At 65.2% G+C, this 16,735-nt stretch carries 15 protein-coding genes and 2 tRNA genes; 4 read left to right on the top strand and 13 right to left on the bottom strand.

Annotated elements, in window-relative coordinates; translation table 11 throughout:
* Positions 1-58 precede the first annotated feature (58 nt).
* Positions 59-955, top strand: coding sequence for an ectoine hydroxylase (gene thpD / locus QFZ46_RS08670; RefSeq protein WP_307360417.1), 897 nt, complete (start codon positions 59-61; stop codon positions 953-955).
* Between the two features lie 288 nt (positions 956-1,243).
* The gene (locus QFZ46_RS08665; RefSeq protein WP_307360415.1) at positions 1,244-2,320 is read left to right on the top strand and encodes a 3-deoxy-7-phosphoheptulonate synthase; all 1,077 of its coding nucleotides are present in this window, start codon (positions 1,244-1,246) and stop codon (positions 2,318-2,320) included.
* A 31-nt stretch (positions 2,321-2,351) separates the two neighbouring features.
* Here the strand turns inward: QFZ46_RS08665 and QFZ46_RS08660 are convergent, their stop codons facing one another.
* From QFZ46_RS08660 to QFZ46_RS08650, 3 genes are all read right to left on the bottom strand, one after another.
* Positions 2,352-2,630, bottom strand: a complete 279-nt coding sequence (locus QFZ46_RS08660; RefSeq protein WP_307360412.1) for a hypothetical protein — start codon at positions 2,628-2,630, stop codon at positions 2,352-2,354.
* Between the two features lie 188 nt (positions 2,631-2,818).
* Positions 2,819-3,751, bottom strand: coding sequence for an aldo/keto reductase (locus QFZ46_RS08655; RefSeq protein WP_307360411.1), 933 nt, complete (start codon positions 3,749-3,751; stop codon positions 2,819-2,821).
* A gap of 46 nt (positions 3,752-3,797) precedes the next feature.
* On the bottom strand, positions 3,798-4,655 hold the full coding sequence (locus QFZ46_RS08650) for an aldo/keto reductase (RefSeq protein WP_307360409.1): 858 nt from the start codon (positions 4,653-4,655) through the stop codon (positions 3,798-3,800).
* Between the two features lie 119 nt (positions 4,656-4,774).
* Here QFZ46_RS08650 and QFZ46_RS08645 point away from each other — a divergent pair, with 119 nt between their 5' ends.
* Positions 4,775-5,698 (top strand): LysR family transcriptional regulator, encoded by a 924-nt coding sequence (locus QFZ46_RS08645; protein WP_307360407.1) that lies wholly within the window; start codon positions 4,775-4,777, stop codon positions 5,696-5,698.
* 90 nt (positions 5,699-5,788) lie between these two features.
* On the opposite strand, the gene QFZ46_RS08640 is transcribed toward QFZ46_RS08645, so the two are convergent.
* The 5 genes from QFZ46_RS08640 to QFZ46_RS08620 form a co-directional block, all read right to left on the bottom strand.
* A tRNA-Ala gene (locus QFZ46_RS08640) sits at positions 5,789-5,861 on the bottom strand.
* A 28-nt stretch (positions 5,862-5,889) separates the two neighbouring features.
* Positions 5,890-5,963 (bottom strand) — tRNA-Ile (locus QFZ46_RS08635).
* A gap of 53 nt (positions 5,964-6,016) precedes the next feature.
* Positions 6,017-6,979: a DUF4097 family beta strand repeat-containing protein gene (locus QFZ46_RS08630; RefSeq protein WP_307360405.1), complete on the bottom strand. Its 963-nt coding sequence runs from the start codon at positions 6,977-6,979 to the stop codon at positions 6,017-6,019.
* Positions 6,976-7,671: a LuxR C-terminal-related transcriptional regulator gene (locus QFZ46_RS08625; protein WP_307360403.1), complete on the bottom strand. Its 696-nt coding sequence runs from the start codon at positions 7,669-7,671 to the stop codon at positions 6,976-6,978. The genes QFZ46_RS08630 and QFZ46_RS08625 overlap by 4 nt, the downstream gene beginning before the upstream one ends.
* Entirely contained in the window at positions 7,659-8,939 is a 1,281-nt protein-coding gene (locus QFZ46_RS08620) for a sensor histidine kinase (RefSeq protein WP_307360402.1), read from the bottom strand. The genes QFZ46_RS08625 and QFZ46_RS08620 overlap by 13 nt, the downstream gene beginning before the upstream one ends.
* 104 nt (positions 8,940-9,043) lie before the next feature.
* Here QFZ46_RS08620 and QFZ46_RS08615 point away from each other — a divergent pair, with 104 nt between their 5' ends.
* The gene (locus tag QFZ46_RS08615) at positions 9,044-9,754 is read left to right on the top strand and encodes a VIT1/CCC1 transporter family protein (RefSeq protein WP_307360400.1); all 711 of its coding nucleotides are present in this window, start codon (positions 9,044-9,046) and stop codon (positions 9,752-9,754) included.
* A gap of 46 nt (positions 9,755-9,800) precedes the next feature.
* Here QFZ46_RS08615 and QFZ46_RS08610 read toward each other — a convergent pair whose 3' ends face one another.
* From QFZ46_RS08610 to recF, 5 genes are all read right to left on the bottom strand, one after another.
* Positions 9,801-10,205, bottom strand: a complete 405-nt coding sequence (locus QFZ46_RS08610; protein ID WP_307360399.1) for a DUF3566 domain-containing protein — start codon at positions 10,203-10,205, stop codon at positions 9,801-9,803.
* Entirely contained in the window at positions 10,202-12,742 is a 2,541-nt protein-coding gene (gene gyrA, locus QFZ46_RS08605) for a DNA gyrase subunit A (protein WP_307360398.1), read from the bottom strand. Before gyrA ends, QFZ46_RS08610 begins: the two co-directional genes overlap by 4 nt.
* A 46-nt stretch (positions 12,743-12,788) precedes the next feature.
* Complete coding sequence (gyrB, locus tag QFZ46_RS08600; protein ID WP_307360396.1) at positions 12,789-14,861, bottom strand: DNA topoisomerase (ATP-hydrolyzing) subunit B; 2,073 nt, start codon at positions 14,859-14,861, stop codon at positions 12,789-12,791.
* A gap of 119 nt (positions 14,862-14,980) precedes the next feature.
* Complete coding sequence (locus tag QFZ46_RS08595; RefSeq protein ID WP_307364544.1) at positions 14,981-15,472, bottom strand: DUF721 domain-containing protein; 492 nt, start codon at positions 15,470-15,472, stop codon at positions 14,981-14,983.
* Positions 15,465-16,688, bottom strand: a complete 1,224-nt coding sequence (gene recF / locus QFZ46_RS08590; protein ID WP_307360394.1) for a DNA replication/repair protein RecF — start codon at positions 16,686-16,688, stop codon at positions 15,465-15,467. Before recF ends, QFZ46_RS08595 begins: the two co-directional genes overlap by 8 nt.
* Between the last annotated feature and the right edge of the window lie 47 nt (positions 16,689-16,735).

Genomic DNA, 16,735 nt, shown 5'->3' with positions numbered 1-16,735 from the left:
GGGATCACCCCAGCATCCGCATGAGAAAGCACCCGCAGAAGAAACAGGAGAACGAAGCATGACGACCACGACCACCGCAGAGGACCTGTTCCCGACCCGGCTGGCACAGCCTTCCGACTTCATCACCCGAACGCAGCCCGCTGTGTGGGGATCGGCCGGCGACGGTCCCTTCTCGGCGACCGAACTCGAGACCCACGAGCGGCGCGGGTTCACGATCCTCGACGACTTCATCTCGTCCGATGATGTCGCCCTGTACTCGAGTGAGCTGGACCGGCTCGCATCCGATACCGCGCTGCAAGGCGACGACCGGCTGATCGCCGAGCGCGCCACCGGCACCGTGCGTTCGGTTTTCGAGGTCGAGAAGCTGAGCTCAGCACTCGACGCCCTCGCCCGCGACCCGAAGGTGCTCGACCTTGCACGCCAGATAGTGGGTTCTGAGGTGTATCTGCACCAGACGCGGATCAATTACATGCCGAGCTTCACCGGCACCGGGTTCTACTGGCACTCCGACTTCGAGACCTGGCATGCGGAGGACGGCATGCCGGTGCCGCGGGCCGTGAGCCTGTCGATCGCGCTGACCGACAACTACCCGTTCAACGGCGGGCTCATGGTGATGCCCGGTTCGCACCGCACGTTCGTGCCTGCGGTGGGGGAGACTCCCGACAACAACCACGAGCAGTCGCTGCAGGCGCAGGAGGCGGGCGTGCCGAGCCATGCGGCCATCACGGCGCTCGCTGACCAGTACGGCATCGACCAGTTCACCGGGGCCGCCGGTTCTGCGCTGTGGTTCGACTCGAACATCATGCACGGCTCGGGCAACAACATCACCCCGTATGCCCGCTCGAACGTGTTCATGGTGTTCAACAGTGTCGAGAACGCCCTGGTCGATCCGTTCGCCGCGAAGTCTCCGCGGCCTGAGCACATCGCGAACCGAGACTTCACCCCGCTGGTCTGACAGTGTGATGCCACCGACGCCCCCTGCTGCCGCCGACGCGCTCCGTGCATCGAACGCAACAGGGGGCGCGGACGGCGGTGGGCGGCGCCGATGCCTTCGCGGATGGGGTAGTGTCTTTCGCATGACAACCCGTTGGTATGCGTATTTCGAGTCGGCTCTGGAGGGGCCGGCGCTGATCTAGCGCACACCGACACCTTCAGAGCCGACAAGCCAGAGCATTTGCTCTGGCTTTCGCCGTTTCATCGGCGGGCTCTGCATCCGGGTCCGCCTTCAGACAGGACAGGACCCATGAGCACCATCCACGCCGAGACCACTGCCGACCTGCACGTCGCGAGATTCACGACTCTCCCCGCCCCCAGCGACATCGCCGCTGAGCTCCCGATAGGTGACGAGCGGGCCGCCCTCATTGCGCGCACGCGCGACGAGGTCCGCGCGATCATGTCCGGGGACGACGACAGGTTGCTCGTGGTCGCCGGGCCATGCTCGATCCACGACCCCGCGGCGGGGCTCGAGTACGCCGGGAGGCTGGTGAGGGAGGCCGAGAAGCACCGGGATGACCTGTTGATCGTGATGCGCACATACTTCGAGAAGCCTCGTACGACCATCGGCTGGAAGGGCCTGATCAACGACCCGCACCTCGATGGCAGCCACGACATAGAGGAAGGGCTGCGTCTCGCACGCGGCTTCCTTCGCGATGTCACCGCACTCGGGATGCCGTGCGCCACCGAATTCCTCGAGCCGATCAGCCCGCAGTACACCGCTGACCTCATCACATGGGGTGCGATCGGTGCACGCACCACCGAGAGCCAGATCCATCGACAGCTGGCTTCAGGCCTGTCGATGCCGATCGGCTTCAAGAACGGCATGGACGGTGGACTGCAGGTGGCGCTGGATGCTGCGGCAGCGGCATCCAGCCCGCAGGCGTTCCTCGGTATCGGCTCCGATGGCCGTGCGAGCCTGGTGGCGACGACGGGCAACCCCGACACAGGCGTGATCCTGCGCGGCGGCGCCGACGGACCGAACTACGGCGCCGATCACGTGCGGCGCGCTGCTGAGCGCCTTTCAGCGGCCATGTTGGCGCCGCGCCTGATCATCGACGCGAGTCATGGCAACAGCGGTAAGGACCACGTTCGTCAAGCGACCGTGGCCGCAGAGCTCGGCGAGCAGATCGCGACGGACGGCTCGGCGATCGCCGGCGTGATGCTCGAGAGCAACCTCGTCGCGGGTGCGCAGAAGCTGGACGTGTCGGCGGGTCGGACCCGGCTCACGTACGGTCAGAGCGTGACGGATTCCTGCATGGGTTGGGATGCCACGGAGGGCGCGCTCGCCCGTCTCGCCGACGGTGTGCGTCGTCGTCGAGCATGAGACGGCCCGCCGGCCGACGGATGCCGGTGCTTCAGGCGGTCGCGCGAACGCTGAGGAGCTGCCAACCCTCTGGGACCTTGGCGTGCAGCGCGTCCATGTCATCAGCCTCGATCTGCTCGATGCGGTCACGGCTCTGGAAGGTGCCCTTCGCCTTGAGGATCGCGGCGCCCTTGATCATCTCGACAGGGGCGGAGATGAGGTCGAAGCCTTCAGGACGGTGGGTCGAGAGCTGAGCCTGCACGCCCGCGAGATCAGCGGCCTCGACGTCGACGGAGCGAGTTTCCACAGGACGCATCAGACCGATCAGCACCCTTCGATCCTACGTCGGAACGCGAGAGAGTCCCGGTCGACGCCGGGGTTCTCGTGCTGCATCCTGTGCTTCGTCCGACTGTGTCAGCCGGAATCCTGCAGCCGCTACTCAGTCGCCGAGCGCCGCCAGAGCCGCCCGACGACGACCAGTGTGCTCCGTCCGGTTGCCAGCCGTGTTCCGCGCACCCGTCACGGTACGACGTATCCGGCGGCGCGGAACAGGTCATACCACTCGGCGTGTGTGAGCGGAATCTCCGAGCCCTGGGCTGCAGCTGCCACGCGTTCCGGGGTCGTGGTGCCGAGCACGACCTGCATCTGCGCGGGGTGGCGCGTGATCCACGCCACCGCGATGGCCTCTGGTGGGACGCCGTACTTGTTGGCAAGACGGTCGACCGCTGCGTTCAGCTCAGGGTAGCGAGCCGAGCCCAGGAAGGGTCCGTCGAAGAAGCCGGCCTGGAACGGCGACCACGCCTGGATCGTGATGTCGTTCAGACGGCAGTAGTCGAGGATGCCGTCGTCGCGCGTGATCGACTGATCCAGCTTCTGCATGTTGGCGGCCACGCCCTGCGCGATCATCGGCGCGTGCGTGATCGACAGCTGAAGTTGGTTGGCGACGATCGGTTGCGTGACGTACTTGCGCAGCAGATCGATCTGGCGAGGCGTCTGGTTCGATACGCCGAAGGCGCGTACCTTGCCTGAGGTCGATAGCTCGTCGAATGCCCGGGCCACCTCTTCCGGTTCCACGAGCGCGTCGGGACGGTGCAGGAGCAGGATGTCGAGGTAGTCAGTACCGAGCGCCTCGAGTGAGCCGTTCACAGACTCGATGATGTGCTCGTACGAGAAGTCGAAATACGGGCCCTCGCGCACGATGCCTGCCTTCGACTGGATCACGAACTGTTCCCGCTCGGCGGACGTGAGCTGCATCGCCTCTGCGAAGCGACGCTCGCAGCCGTGCTTGCTCGAACCGTACACGTCGGCGTGGTCGAGGAAGGTGATACCGGCGTCGCGGGCGGTGTTCACGAGCGTGCGCACTTCTTCGTCGGTCTTGTCCTGGATTCGCATCAGGCCCAGGACGACGTTGGGCACCACCAGATCGGTGTGCGGAAGGGTGAAGGTTCTCATGGGTCACTTTCGGTAGGTCGACGGTGAATGAAGCCGAAGTTATGGGTCAGGCGGACAAGCGAGCAACCTGCTCGATGGTGAGCGTCAGACCCGTCGCCGCTGCAGAGTCACGGATGCTCTCGGGGCGCGAGGCGCCGGGAATAGGAATCACGATGGGAGCGAGGGCGAGCTCCCACGCGAGCGCGACCTGATAGACGCTCGTGCCCAACTCGTCCGCCACCTCCTGGAACGCGCCGTGGCGGTCTGCGAGGTCCTTCGCATCTTTTATGCCCCCGAGCGGGCTCCACGGCAGAAACGCGATGCCGAGCTCGGCGCAGTGCTCGAGTTCGCCCTGGCTGGAACGGAAAGCCGGAGAGAACTGATTCTGGACGGACACCAGACGTCCGCCGAGAACTTCGCGGGCCTCGTCGATCTGGGCGACGTCGGCGTTGGAGATGCCGCCCATCAATATCACGCCCTCGTCGAGCAGATCGCGGATCGCGCCCACCGATTCCGCGTACGGCACCTGAGGGTCAGGACGGTGGAACTGGTACAGACCGATGGCGTCGACGCCGAGGCGGCGTGCGGATTCCTTCGCGGCGCGCTTGAGATACTCCGGGTCGCCGTTGCGCGTCCAGGTCCCGTCGCCCGGACGGAGATGACCTCCCTTGGTGGCGACGAGCACATCGCCCGCGCCAGAACCATACTCGCGCAAGGCGCGGCCGATGAGCTCCTCGTTGTGGCCGACCTCGTCAGCGCCCATGTGGTACGCATCCGCTGTGTCGATGAGTGTGACGCCGGCATCGAGAGCAGCGTGGATCGTGGCGATCGAACGCTCGACTTCCGGTCGCCCCTCGATCGACATCGGCATGCCGCCGAGGCCGATCGCCGACACGGATCGGTCACCGATGGTGCGCTGCAGCATTCGTGAGCTCCTTCGTAGAGTTGCTGTGACTCCGTTCGGCGCCACACCTTCACCCTAGGATTGGCTAATCTAGAAGTCCAACAGTTGATGGTTCTGGAATTCAGAAGCAGGAGGCGTGAATGGATCTGCGCCAGATGGAGTACCTCCTCGCAGTGGCCGAGGAACGCCACTTCACCCGCGCGGCCGAGCTCGCGGGCATCTCGCAGTCCGGCCTCTCCTCAGCGATCCGCAATCTCGAGAAGGAACTGGGCACCCCGCTGTTCGATCGTACGACCCGCCGCGTGGAGCTGACCGAAGCGGGCTTGGCGCTGCTGCCGTATGCGCGGCAAATGCTGGCGGACGCCACGCAGGCGCGCGATGCAGTGATCAAGGCGAGCCAGGAGGTGACCGGCTTCCTGCGCATCGGCGCCGAACAATGCCTGGGGTTCGTCGACGTGGCCGATCTCCTTGAACGCTTCCATCGGCGCCACCCGCGCGTCGAAACTCACTTCACGCAAGCCGGCTCGCAGGACCTCATCGCGCTGACGCGCGCGGGTGAGATCGACGTGGCTTTCGTGGCGACGACCAAGCACCTCGGCGCGCTGCCGCACCGGATCCTGGGCCGGGAGCCACTGATGTTGCTCGCCGCACCGGATCACCCGCTCGCTGCACGCGCTTCCGTCCGCCCGGAAGTACCCTGGGATGCGCTCGACGGCGAGGACTTCATCGACTTCACCGGGGCATGGGGTATTCGCGAGCTGAACGACGAGACCCTCGCGATGCATGGCGTCCATCGACGGGTGCGGTGCACCGTCAACGATGTGCACACACTTCTGGATCTCGTCACCCGCGGCCTGGGGGTCGCGATCGTGCCTCGCCACGTCGCGGCCAAGCCACAGGCGGTCGGTCTGCGCATGGTCGCGCTCCCTCCCACCGCGGGTCCGTCGTGGGTCGTGTCCGCAGTCTCGGCCCCGCACGATCACGTCGCGGCACCCTCGACACACCTGCTCGAGTTGCTCGCGGACCTTGGCGCGACCACCGAGACGCACCTCCACGCCGGCTGATCCGGTGGGCGCGCGGGTGGACAGGCACGAATTGATCAGCTTGATCAAGGCGAGAAGCGCCGCCCTTGCGGGCGGCGCTTCTTGTAAATGTGGAGCCTAGGAGATTCGAACTCCTGACATCCTGCTTGCAAAGCAGGCGCTCTACCAACTGAGCTAAGGCCCCGAAAGGGTATTGAATTTGAGTTGCGGAGTGGGGCTACCAGGATTTGAACCTGGGACCTCTTCATTATCAGTGAAGCGCTCTAACCAACTGAGCTATAGCCCCGTCAACCTCCAAGACTTTACCGGAGATCGACGGAAAATCCGAATCGACGCCGGTCAGTCACCGGGCCGCAGAACCGCGCTTCCGGCAGAGACGCTGGCCACGATCGAATTCCGCGCGTTCGGCGACGTCTGCAGTCCGTTGTCGAGTGATCCGGCACTGACCTCCTGCCGTACGTCGTACTCGTCGTCGGGAAGGGTCAGCAGCAGCGAGCCTGCACTCACATCGACCTGTACCTCGGTGGGCGCCGTCCCCGTGAGCTCGGCCTCGAGTCGCCCGGCCGAGATCGAGAAGGCGGCCGTGGACACGTCATCGAGTTCGAACTCGGCACGCCCCGCACTCAGATCCGCATCGATCGTATCCGCTGATCCGGTGATGAACAGCGCGCCTGCTCCCATCTCGACGTCGATGTCACCGAAGTCGCCTACGACATCGAGACTGCCGGCGCCCAATGAGATGTCCGCATCGATCCGCTCGCTGAGCAGATCCTCCGGAAGAGTGAGCACCACGGTTCCTTCATCTTCGAACCAGTCTCCGAACCACCAGCCGAAGTTCATGTCGGGACTGTTGACGAGGAGCTCCTCGTCATCACGAAGCAACGTCCATCGTTCACTGCTGGTGCCCGACACCTCGAGCTCCGCCTGTTCGACATCACCGAATTGAACATGCACTTCCGCACCCCCGAGATCCAGGTCGATGCCTGTGATCCCCGTCGCGTCGGCCTGCTGCTGCGAAGAGACCGACGTGGTCACGTCGTTGACGGCCGCGACCGCAGCTGTGCCGCCGGTCGCGAGCAGAGCCACCCCGCCGAAGGCAGCGATCGTGATGGCGGCCGCTCGTGCACCAGAGCCTCGCGGCGCCTCCGGTCCGGACGTCCTCGTGGCCGAACCTGAGGGGGTTGCGGCACCAGGCGCGACGTTGCCCGAAGACGGCGCCGAAGACGCTTCGGCCGGCGCGGCGGGCGGCGGGCTCAGGGGGGTGTCGTGCCTGCCCTGGTTGTTCTGCGATTCGGCGTTCATCGTGCCGCTCCTGTCTGTGGCGTGTTTCCGAGCGGACCAGTGCCGCCGACGGTGTTCTCGATGTGGGCGAGCGCTGCGAGCACGCGGCGGTTGCCGGCTTCGGGTTCGAGGCCGAGCTTCTGGAAGATCGAGGTGATGTACTTCTCGACGCTGCCCTCGGAGAGGAACAGCAGCCCGGCGATCGTCTGGTTCGACTTGCCCTCGGCGATGAGCGAGAGCACGGTGCGCTCGCGCTCGGTGAGTTGCAGCATCCGATCGTCGCGATTGCGACGCGTCAGCAGCTGAGCGACCACCTCCGGGTCGAGGACCGACGCACCTTCGGCGATGCGCTCGACCGAAGCGACGAACTCGGAGACATCAGCCACACGATCCTTGAGCAGGTAGCCGAGCGGGCCACCCTGCGCGGCGATCAGGTCGCTGGCATAGCGCTCCTCGACGTACTGCGAGAGCACGAGGAGGGGGAGCGAAGGATGCGTCCTCCGCAGCCCGAGTGCCGCGCGAATGCCCTCGTCTGTGAAGGTCGGTGGGAGCCGCACATCGAGGATGCAGAGCTCAGGATCTGTCGTGCGCACGGCCTCGGTGAGTCCGTCGGTGTCGGGAAGAGCAGCGACGACCTCGTGGCCGGAGTCCTCGAGCAGTCGCACCAGACCTTCGCGCAGGAGCACGGAATCCTCGCAGATCAGGATGCGCATGGCACGCTCACCTCCAACGAAGTCGGACCGCCCTGCGGACTGTCGAGTCGGAACGTGCCGCCGGCGGCGAGCACGCGGTTCGAGATGCCGTCCAATCCACCGCCGGGCTGCACCTGTGCGCCACCCATGCCATTGTCTTCGACGCGTGCCCACAGCACTCCGCCGTCGCGCAGCCGTACGACCACCCGGCATTCGCTGGCGCGGGAGTGCTTGGCGGCGTTGGTCAGCGATTCCGCGATCGAGAAGTAGACGGCGGCCTCGGCCTCCCGGCTGCAGCGCCCGTCCATGCGCACGTCGAGCTGCACGGGGATGTGCGACCTGCTGGCGAGGGCCGACAGCGCAGCATCCAACCCTCGATCATCGAGAACCGACGCGTGGATGCCGCGGGCGAGCTGTCGCAGCTCGGTGATCGCGGCCTTCGTCGAGGTGTGCGCCTCGGCGATGAGATCCTTGGCCTGGGCGGGGTCGTCGTCGATCTTCTGGTGGGCGAGGCCCAGCGTCATCCCTACCGATACCAGGCGGGGCTGAACGCCATCGTGAAGATCACGTTCGATGCGCGTACGCTCGACGTCGGCTGCACGGACCGCGCCTTCACGCTGCGCGCTCGTCGTGCGCACCTGCTCGGTGAGCTCTGCCTCGCGGTTGGGAACCACGAGTGCGCGGCTGATCGTGCGGTGCAGCAGGGCGAGGCCGATGATGCCGGCGGCCGCGGCGAGGACGCCGAGGATGCCGACCAGCACGGCCCATTCGACGCCGACCTGTCCGACGCCGAAGGCGAGCGGGATCGAGATCGTCTCGGCGGCACCGAGCGGGGCGAAGATCGTGATGGCAGAGAAGATCAGCGCCCAGAAGAGCCGGAGCACCAGCGCACCGAAGATGCATGCGATGACGAAGCTCGCGACGGCCCGCCACATGCGTCCGTCGATGCTCTGACGACCGAGTGAGCGGAGCCAGCCGCCGAAGCCGGGCCGCTGACGGCGGCGGGGCTGGAGGTCGGAGACGTCGAGGTCGTACAGCCCTCTGACGCGAACCACTTCGAACCAGCCGAGGCCGAACAGGGCGTAGACGAAGCCGACCAGGAACAGCAACCCGATTCCGACGACGAACAGCAGTGCCAGGCCGGTGCCGAAGGTTGCGGCCAGGATGCCGATCACGACACCGCCGAGCGCTCCGAGTGCGGCGAGGTGCAGAATCGTGAAGAACAGCCGAAGCGGCGGTGCCTTCACCGGTGTCGCGGACACCGTGGCGGGGACAGTCTGAGTGGTCATGCCTCAAACGTAGGCCGAGGGCCACCGGCTACGACACCGTGTCAGCCGGAGAGCTCTGTTCTGGTTTCCCCTACTCCGACCGTGTGATCTGCTTCACTGAAGCCATGACCGCACATGAAGGAGAGCCGCACGCCGCCGGACTCGGACAGCGATTGAACTGGCTGCGCGCCGGAGTGCTCGGAGCCAACGACGGCATCGTCTCCGTCGCGTCACTCGTCGTCGGCGTCGCCGGCGCAACCACTGACAACGCCGCACTGCTGACCGCGGGCCTTGCCGGTCTGGTGGGTGGCGCGATCTCCATGGCGCTCGGCGAGTACGTCTCGGTGAGCAGCCAGCGCGACAGCGAACGCGCCTTGATACAGAAGGAGCGCGAGGAGCTGCGATCGATGCCGGATGCTGAGCTCGCCGAGCTCGCAGGTCTCTATCGCGAGCGCGGGCTGAGTGACGAGACCGCACTCAAGGTCGCTGAAGAGCTCACCGCGCACGACGCGCTGGCAGCGCATCTCGAGGTCGAGCTCGGTATCGATCAGGAAGACCTGGTCAATCCGTGGCATGCAGCACTCTCGTCGGCGATCGCATTCACGCTCGGCGCCCTGCTGCCGCTGCTGGCCATTCTGATCCCTCCACCGGAGTGGAGAGTGCCCGTCACGTTCGTCGCGGTTCTGATCGCGCTCGCAGTGACGGGCGCGGTCGCCGCCTGGATCGGTGGTTCGCCACCGCTTCGGCCGTCCATTCGCCTTGTGGTCGGTGGGGCACTCGCACTGGCGGCCACCTGGCTGATCGGCACTCTGCTCGGCACTGCAGGCGTCGTCTGACGACGATGGAGCGGATGCCGCAGCATCCGCCCCATCGCTCGGTCAGTCAGTTCGAGGTGAAGCCGACGAGCAATCCACCAGTGACCTTTACGGCCAGGTTGTAGATGCCGGCGCCGACGGCGCCCAGCACGGTGACGACGATCAGGTTGAGGATCGACACGACGGCCGCGAACGCCATCACCTGGGGCAGGCCCATGAGCGAGGCGAGCGAGACGGAACCGTCTGTGATGTTGCCGACGAACTCATCTGCCTGCGACATGATCCCGGTCGCCTGCAGCACGAGGAAGATCAGGAAGAACGAGACCATGGTCACGATCGCGAGCGCGACCGCTGCCAGGAACGAGAGCTTCACCGCCGACCAGAAATCGACGTAGACCAGGCGCAGGCGAACCTGCTTGCCGCCGGTCTTGCGCGTCGATTTCTTCGCCAGCTTGTCGGCTACTGTGCTCATACGTCGTTGCTTTCCTCAGGGGTCTCAGTGTCGGAGTCCGCCTCGTCCAGTTCTTCGACGATGCGACGTTCTCCGTTACGTGCGATGGCGAGGATCCGGTCCTTCTCGGAAGTCCGGGCGAACACCACTCCCATGGTGTCACGGCCCTTGGCGGGCACCTCGGCCACGGCAGAGCGTACCACCTTGCCGCTGGACAGAACCACCAAGACCTCGTCGTCCTCAGACACGATCAGACCGCCGGCGAGAGTGCCCCGATCGTCGTTGAGTTTGGCGACCTTGATGCCGATTCCGCCGCGTCCTTGAACGCGATACGCGTCGACCGCGGTGCGCTTCGCGTAGCCCCCGTCGGTGACGACGAACACGAAAGCGTTCTCGTCGGCGACGGATGCCGAGAGCAGGTTGTCCTCTCCGCGGAAGCTCATCCCCTTCACGCCCGCCGTGGCGCGTCCCATCGGGCGCAGCGCCTCGTCCGTGGCGTTGAAGCGCAGCGACATGCCGTGACGCGAGATGAGCAGGATGTCGTCGGTGTTGTCGACGAGCAGGGCACTGACGAGCTCGTCCTCTTCGCGCAGGCGGATCGCGATGACGCCGCCTTGGCGATTGGTGTCGTACTCGGTCAGACGGGTCTTCTTCACCAGGCCGTCGCGCGTCGCGAGCACCAGGTACTCTGCCACGTCGTAGTCGCGGATGTCGAGCACCTGCGCGATGCTCTCATCCGGCTGCAGCGCGAGCAGATTCGCGACGTGCGTGCCCTTCGCGTCGCGGCCGGCCTCAGGCACCTCGTACGTCTTGGTGCGGTAGACGCGCCCCTTGTCGGTGAAGAACAGCAGCCAGTGGTGAGTCGTCGTGACGAAGAAGTGCTCGACGATGTCGTCTGCCCGCAGCTGGGCGCCCTTGACGCCCTTGCCCCCGCGGTGCTGCGAGCGGTAGTTGTCGCTGCGCGTGCGCTTGATGTAGCCGTCACGTGTGACGGTGACCACCATCTCCTCCTCGGCGATCAGGTCTTCCATCGAGACGTCACCGTCGAAGCCCTGCAGGATGTGCGTGCGGCGGTCGTCGCCGAACCGCTCGACGATACCCGTCAGCTCTTCGCGGATGATGGTGCGCTGGCGTGCCTCGTCGGCGAGGATCGCTTTGAATTCAGTGATCTGCGCTTCGATCTCGTTCGCTTCGTCGATGATCTTCTGACGCTCGAGTGCCGCAAGGCGGCGCAGCTGCATCGCCAGGATCGCATCGGCCTGCACATCATCGATGTCGAGCAGCGACTTCAATCCGGTGCGAGCCTCGTCGACCGTCGGGGAACGGCGGATCAACGCGATGACCTCATCGAGCGCGTCGAGCGCCTTGAGGTACGCGCGCAGGATGTGCATGCGCTCTTCCGCCTTGCGCAGGCGGTAGGTGGTGCGCCGCACGATCACGTCGATCTGGTGTGCGATCCAGTTGGTGATGAAGCCGTCGAGGGCGAGCGTGCGTGGCACGCCGTCGACGATGGCCAGCATGTTGGCGCCGAAGTTGTCCTGCAGCTGGGTGTGCTTGTACAGGTTGTTCAGCACGACCTTGGCGACGGCATCCCGCTTGAGAACGACGACGAGGCGCTGACCGGTACGGTCACTGGTCTCGTCTCGGATGTCGGCGATGCCGGTGATCTTGCCGTCACGGGCGAGATCACCGATCTTCACCGCGAGGTTGTCGGGGTTCACCTGATACGGCAGCTCGGTGATCACGAGGCACGTACGGCCCTGGATCTCCTCGACGTTGACGACGGCGCGCATCGTGATCGACCCTCGGCCGGTGCGATATGCCTCGTGGATGCCCTTGGATCCGAGGATCTGCGCGCCGGTCGGGAAATCAGGACCGGGAATCCGCTGGATGAGCCCCTCGAGGAGCTCCTCACGCGGAAGGTCGGGGTTGTCCAGTGCCCAGAGCGCGGCATCCGACACCTCGCGGAGGTTGTGAGGGGGGATGTTGGTCGCCATGCCGACCGCGATGCCGACCGACCCGTTGACCAGCAGGTTCGGGAATCGCGCCGGCAGGACGTCGGGCTCCTGGGTCTGGCCGTCGTAGTTCGGCGAGAAGTCGACGGTCTCCTCTTCGATGTCGCGCACCATCTCGAGCGCAAGCGGAGCCATCTTGGTCTCGGTGTAACGGGGAGCGGCCGCACCCATGTTGCCGGGGGAGCCGAAGTTACCCTGCCCCAGAGCGAGCGGGTACCGCAGCGCCCACTGCTGCACCAGTCGCACGAGGGTGTCGTAGATCGCAGTGTCACCGTGCGGGTGGTACTGACCCATGACCTCGCCGACCACGCGCGCGCACTTCGAGAACGCCTTGTCCGGACGGTAGCCGCCGTCGTACATGCCGTAGATCACCCGGCGGTGCACGGGCTTCAGTCCGTCGCGCACATCCGGCAGCGCACGCCCGACGATGACCGCCATGGCGTAGTCGAGATAGCTGCGCTCCATCTCGAACTTCAGGTCGACCTGGTCGATCTTGCCGTGTTCGTGGAAGGGTACGGCGTCGGGGCGTTCTTCGTCAGTCATGTCTGTTCTTTCAATTCCGGTCGTTCACGCGAGGGGAGACGAACGTCTAGATGTCCAGGAAACGGACGTCCTTCGCGTTGCGCTGGATGAAGTTGCGGCGCGACTCGACGTCCTCGCCCATCAGCACGCTGAAGATCTCATCCGCGGCGGCGGCGTCCTCGATGGTCACCTGGCGGAGCGTACGCGTGTTGTGATCCATCGTGGTCTCCCACAGTTCCTTGGCGTTCATTTCGCCGAGACCCTTGTAGCGCTGCACGCCGTTGTCCTTGGGGATTCGCTTGCCGTTGTCGACCCCGTGCTTGAGCAGAGCGTCGCGCTCGGCATCCGAGTAGACGTACTCGTGCGGCTGGTTCGACCACTTCAGACGGTACAGCGGCGGCATCGCGAGATAGACGAATCCTGCCTCGATGAGCCCGCGCATGTAACGGAACAGCAGGGTCAGCAGCAGCGTCGTGATGTGCTGCCCGTCGACATCGGCATCCGCCATCAGCACGATCTTGTGATAGCGCGCCTTCTCGATGTCGAAGTCCTCGCCGATGCCGGTGCCGAAGGCCTGGATCATCGCCTGGACCTCGCGGTTGCCCAGCGCCTTGTCGAGTCGAGCGCGCTCGACGTTGAGGATCTTGCCGCGCAGCGCGAGGATCGCCTGGGTGTGCGGATCGCGGCCCTGCACGGCCGAACCTCCTGCCGAGTCACCCTCGACGAGGAAGATCTCACTGATCGACGGATCCTTGCTCGTGCAGTCCTTGAGCTTGTCGGGCATCGCGGCCGACTCGAACACGCTCTTGCGGCGAGCGGTCTCGCGGGCCTTGCGCGCGGCCATGCGCGCGGTCGCCGCATCGATCGACTTGCGGATCACGTTCTTAGCCTGGGTCGGGTTGCGTTCCAGCCAGTCACCGAGCTGGTCGCCGACGACCTTCTGCACGAACGCCTTCGCCTCGGTGTTGCCGAGCTTCGTCTTCGTCTGCCCCTCGAACTGCGGCTCGCCGAGCTTGATCGAGATGACGGCCGTCAGCCCCTCGCGCACATCATCTCCGGAGAGGTTGTCATCCTTCTCCTTGAGCAGGTTGTTCGCACGCGCGTACTTGTTGACCAGCGTCGTCAGAGCAGCACGGAAGCCCTCTTCGTGGGTGCCGCCCTCGTGGGTGTTGATCGTGTTCGCGTAGGTGAAGACGTTCTCGGTGTAACCGGTCGTCCACTGCATCGCGACCTCGAGCGAGATCTTGCGTTCGGTGTCCTCCGACTCGAAATCGATGATCTCGTCGTTGACGACCTCGGCGTGACGCACCCTGTTCAGATACTCGACATAGTCGACGAGGCCTCGTTCGTAGAGGAAGACGTCGCCACGCTGCTTCGTGACAGTGGTGCCCTCTTCTTCGACCTCGTAGGTCGAGCCTTCGCGCTCATCCTGCAGTTCGATGCGCAGCCCCTTGTTCAGGAACGCCATCTGCTGGAAACGCGTGCGCAGGGTCTCGTAGTCGAACTCGACGCCTTCCGTGAAGATCTCGGCATCCGGCCAGAACGTGATGATCGTTCCGGTCTCGTCGGTCTCCGCACCCTTGACGAGTCCCTCAGCCTGCGGCACACCGCCGTTCGAGAAGCTGTGGCTCCACACGTGGCCCTGCCGCATGATCTCGATGTCGAAGCGTGTGGAGAGCGCGTTCACGACCGAAGAACCCACGCCGTGCAGACCACCGGAGACGGCATATCCGCCGCCACCGAACTTGCCGCCAGCGTGCAGGATCGTCAGCACCACCTCGACGGTGGATTTGCTCGGGTCTGAGGAATGGGGGTCGACCGGAATGCCTCGACCGTTGTCGACGACACGAACTCCTCCGTCTGACAGCAGTGTCACGAGGATCGTGTCGGCGTGACCCGCCATCGCCTCATCGACGGAGTTGTCGACGATCTCCTGCACCAGATGGTGCAGTCCGCGTGGACCGGTCGATCCGATGTACATGCCGGGGCGCTTGCGCACAGCTTCCAGACCCTCGAGGACCTGGATCTCGTTGGCTCCGTACTCGCCCTGCTGCTTCTGCTTGGGGGTTGCGATGGGCTCGGCGTCGGGGGTGCCCCCGGTTGTCGATTCAGGCTCGTCAGCGGGGGTTTCAGGCGTCATCAGAGGTGATTCTCCACATCGATATCTCGAATGTCCAGTCTAGCGTGTCTGGAACCCGAAAATGCGGCTATACGGCCGTGTGTGGCCCTGAAATCAATCGAGGGGGCTTCGTTGATGCCCTACCCGTAGGTATCGCGTGGACCACGCCCTGGGACGGCTCTCGGCCCCCATTTCCAAGAGGGAACGTCCGGCCCGATGAAACGGAGGTTGTTCACACCCGCCTTCGGATACTGTCGTCCGATCTCGGTGAGGATGGTCGCGCGCATGAACTGGAGGTTCTTCGCCCAGGCCGTCGAATCGCATTTGACCGTCAGCATCCCGTTCTCCAGCGAGACCGGTTCCGAGTGCTTCGCGGTGTCCGAGCCCGCGAGATCCGCCCACTGCCTCACGAGATCCTCGCGGGACAAGGTGATCTCCCACCCCGACTCCCGACTGAGCTTGTCGAGCACCGCACCGAGCGCGCCCGGGTCGCGACCAGGCGTGAAGGGAGCATTCTCGTCGTCGTCACGGATGCGGCGCTTGCGCTTCCAGGATTTCGAGCTCGGCTTCAGACCTCGCAGACGCAGATAGGTCGCGATAGTCTCCGGGGTTTCGGATGCCGCGTCACTCATCATCTGCCTCCTCACTGCTGTCGTCGGCGCTTTCAACGGCTGCGATCTCTGCACTGCTCTCGTCGGCTGGGGCACGATCATCGGTGATCGTGCCCGCATCGATGCGAACGACATGGCGATGCAGCTCCTCGGGGATATCCTCCTCGACTGCAGCGGTCACCACCACCTGCTCGTAGCCGACCGTGAGACCGGCCAGCCGCTGCCTGCGATCGGCATCCAACTCCGCGAAGACGTCGTCCAGGATGAGCACCGGATCGCCGGCGGGGGATTCCGCACGCAGGAGTTCGGCCGACGCCAACCGCAGTGCGAGTGCGACCGACCAGGATTCGCCGTGCGAGGCGTACCCCTTCACCGGCAACCCGCGAACGCGCAGCAGGAGATCGTCGCGGTGCGGTCCGACCAGCGTGAGTCCGCGATCGAGCTCCTGGGTACGTTTCGCGTCCAGCGCCACGCGGAACATCTCGGCGATCTCACCGCGCGAATCCGAAGATCCTTCTTCGCCTTCTTCCGGATCTCCACCGCGCACCGACAAGGCCCATTCGATCTCGGGGGTGTGATCCGCACCGGCGATCGCCGTGTACGCGGCGGCCAGTGGTTGCTGCAGATCTGTCGCGAGGCGCACCCGCGCGTCGATGATCTCGGATCCGAGCGCGACCAACTTGTCATTCCACACATCGAGAGTCGAGAGTGCTTCGTCGCGGATGCCGCGGGCGCGAGCAGATTTCAGCAGGGCGGTTCGCTGCTTGAGCACGCGATCGTAGTCGCCGAGCACAGCAGCCATCCGCGGAGTGCGCTGGATCAGCAGCTGATCTGCGAAACGCCGCCGTGAGGACGGATCACCACGGACGATCTGCAGGTCCTCCGGCGCGAAGAGCACGACGTGCGCGTATCGGGGGAGCTCATTCGTCTTCGACGGCGACCCATTGATGCGTGCTTTGTTCGAACCCTGCCTGTTGATCTGCACCTCGGCGAGCACTCGCCGCTCGCCGACGGAGAGACGCGCACGGATCACCGCGTATTCCTGGCCGTCTCTGACCATCGGAGCATCCGATGACACCCGATGCGAACCCAGAGTCGCGAGGAAGACCACTGCTTCCGCGAGGTTGGTCTTGCCCTGGCCATTGCGGCCGACCAGCACATTGGGCCCGGGGAGCAGGGCGAGTTCGGCGGTCGCATAATTGCGGAAGTCCACCAGGCTCAGATGCTCCACAATCACGGGTTCACCCTACCTTTTGCCACAGACACGAGGCCGGGCCGGCGGAA

Origin of the sequence: Microbacterium murale (assembly GCF_030815955.1) — a bacterium.
Lineage (GTDB): Bacteria > Actinomycetota > Actinomycetes > Actinomycetales > Microbacteriaceae > Microbacterium > Microbacterium murale_A.
This window is presented reverse-complemented; position numbering and strand designations above follow the sequence as displayed.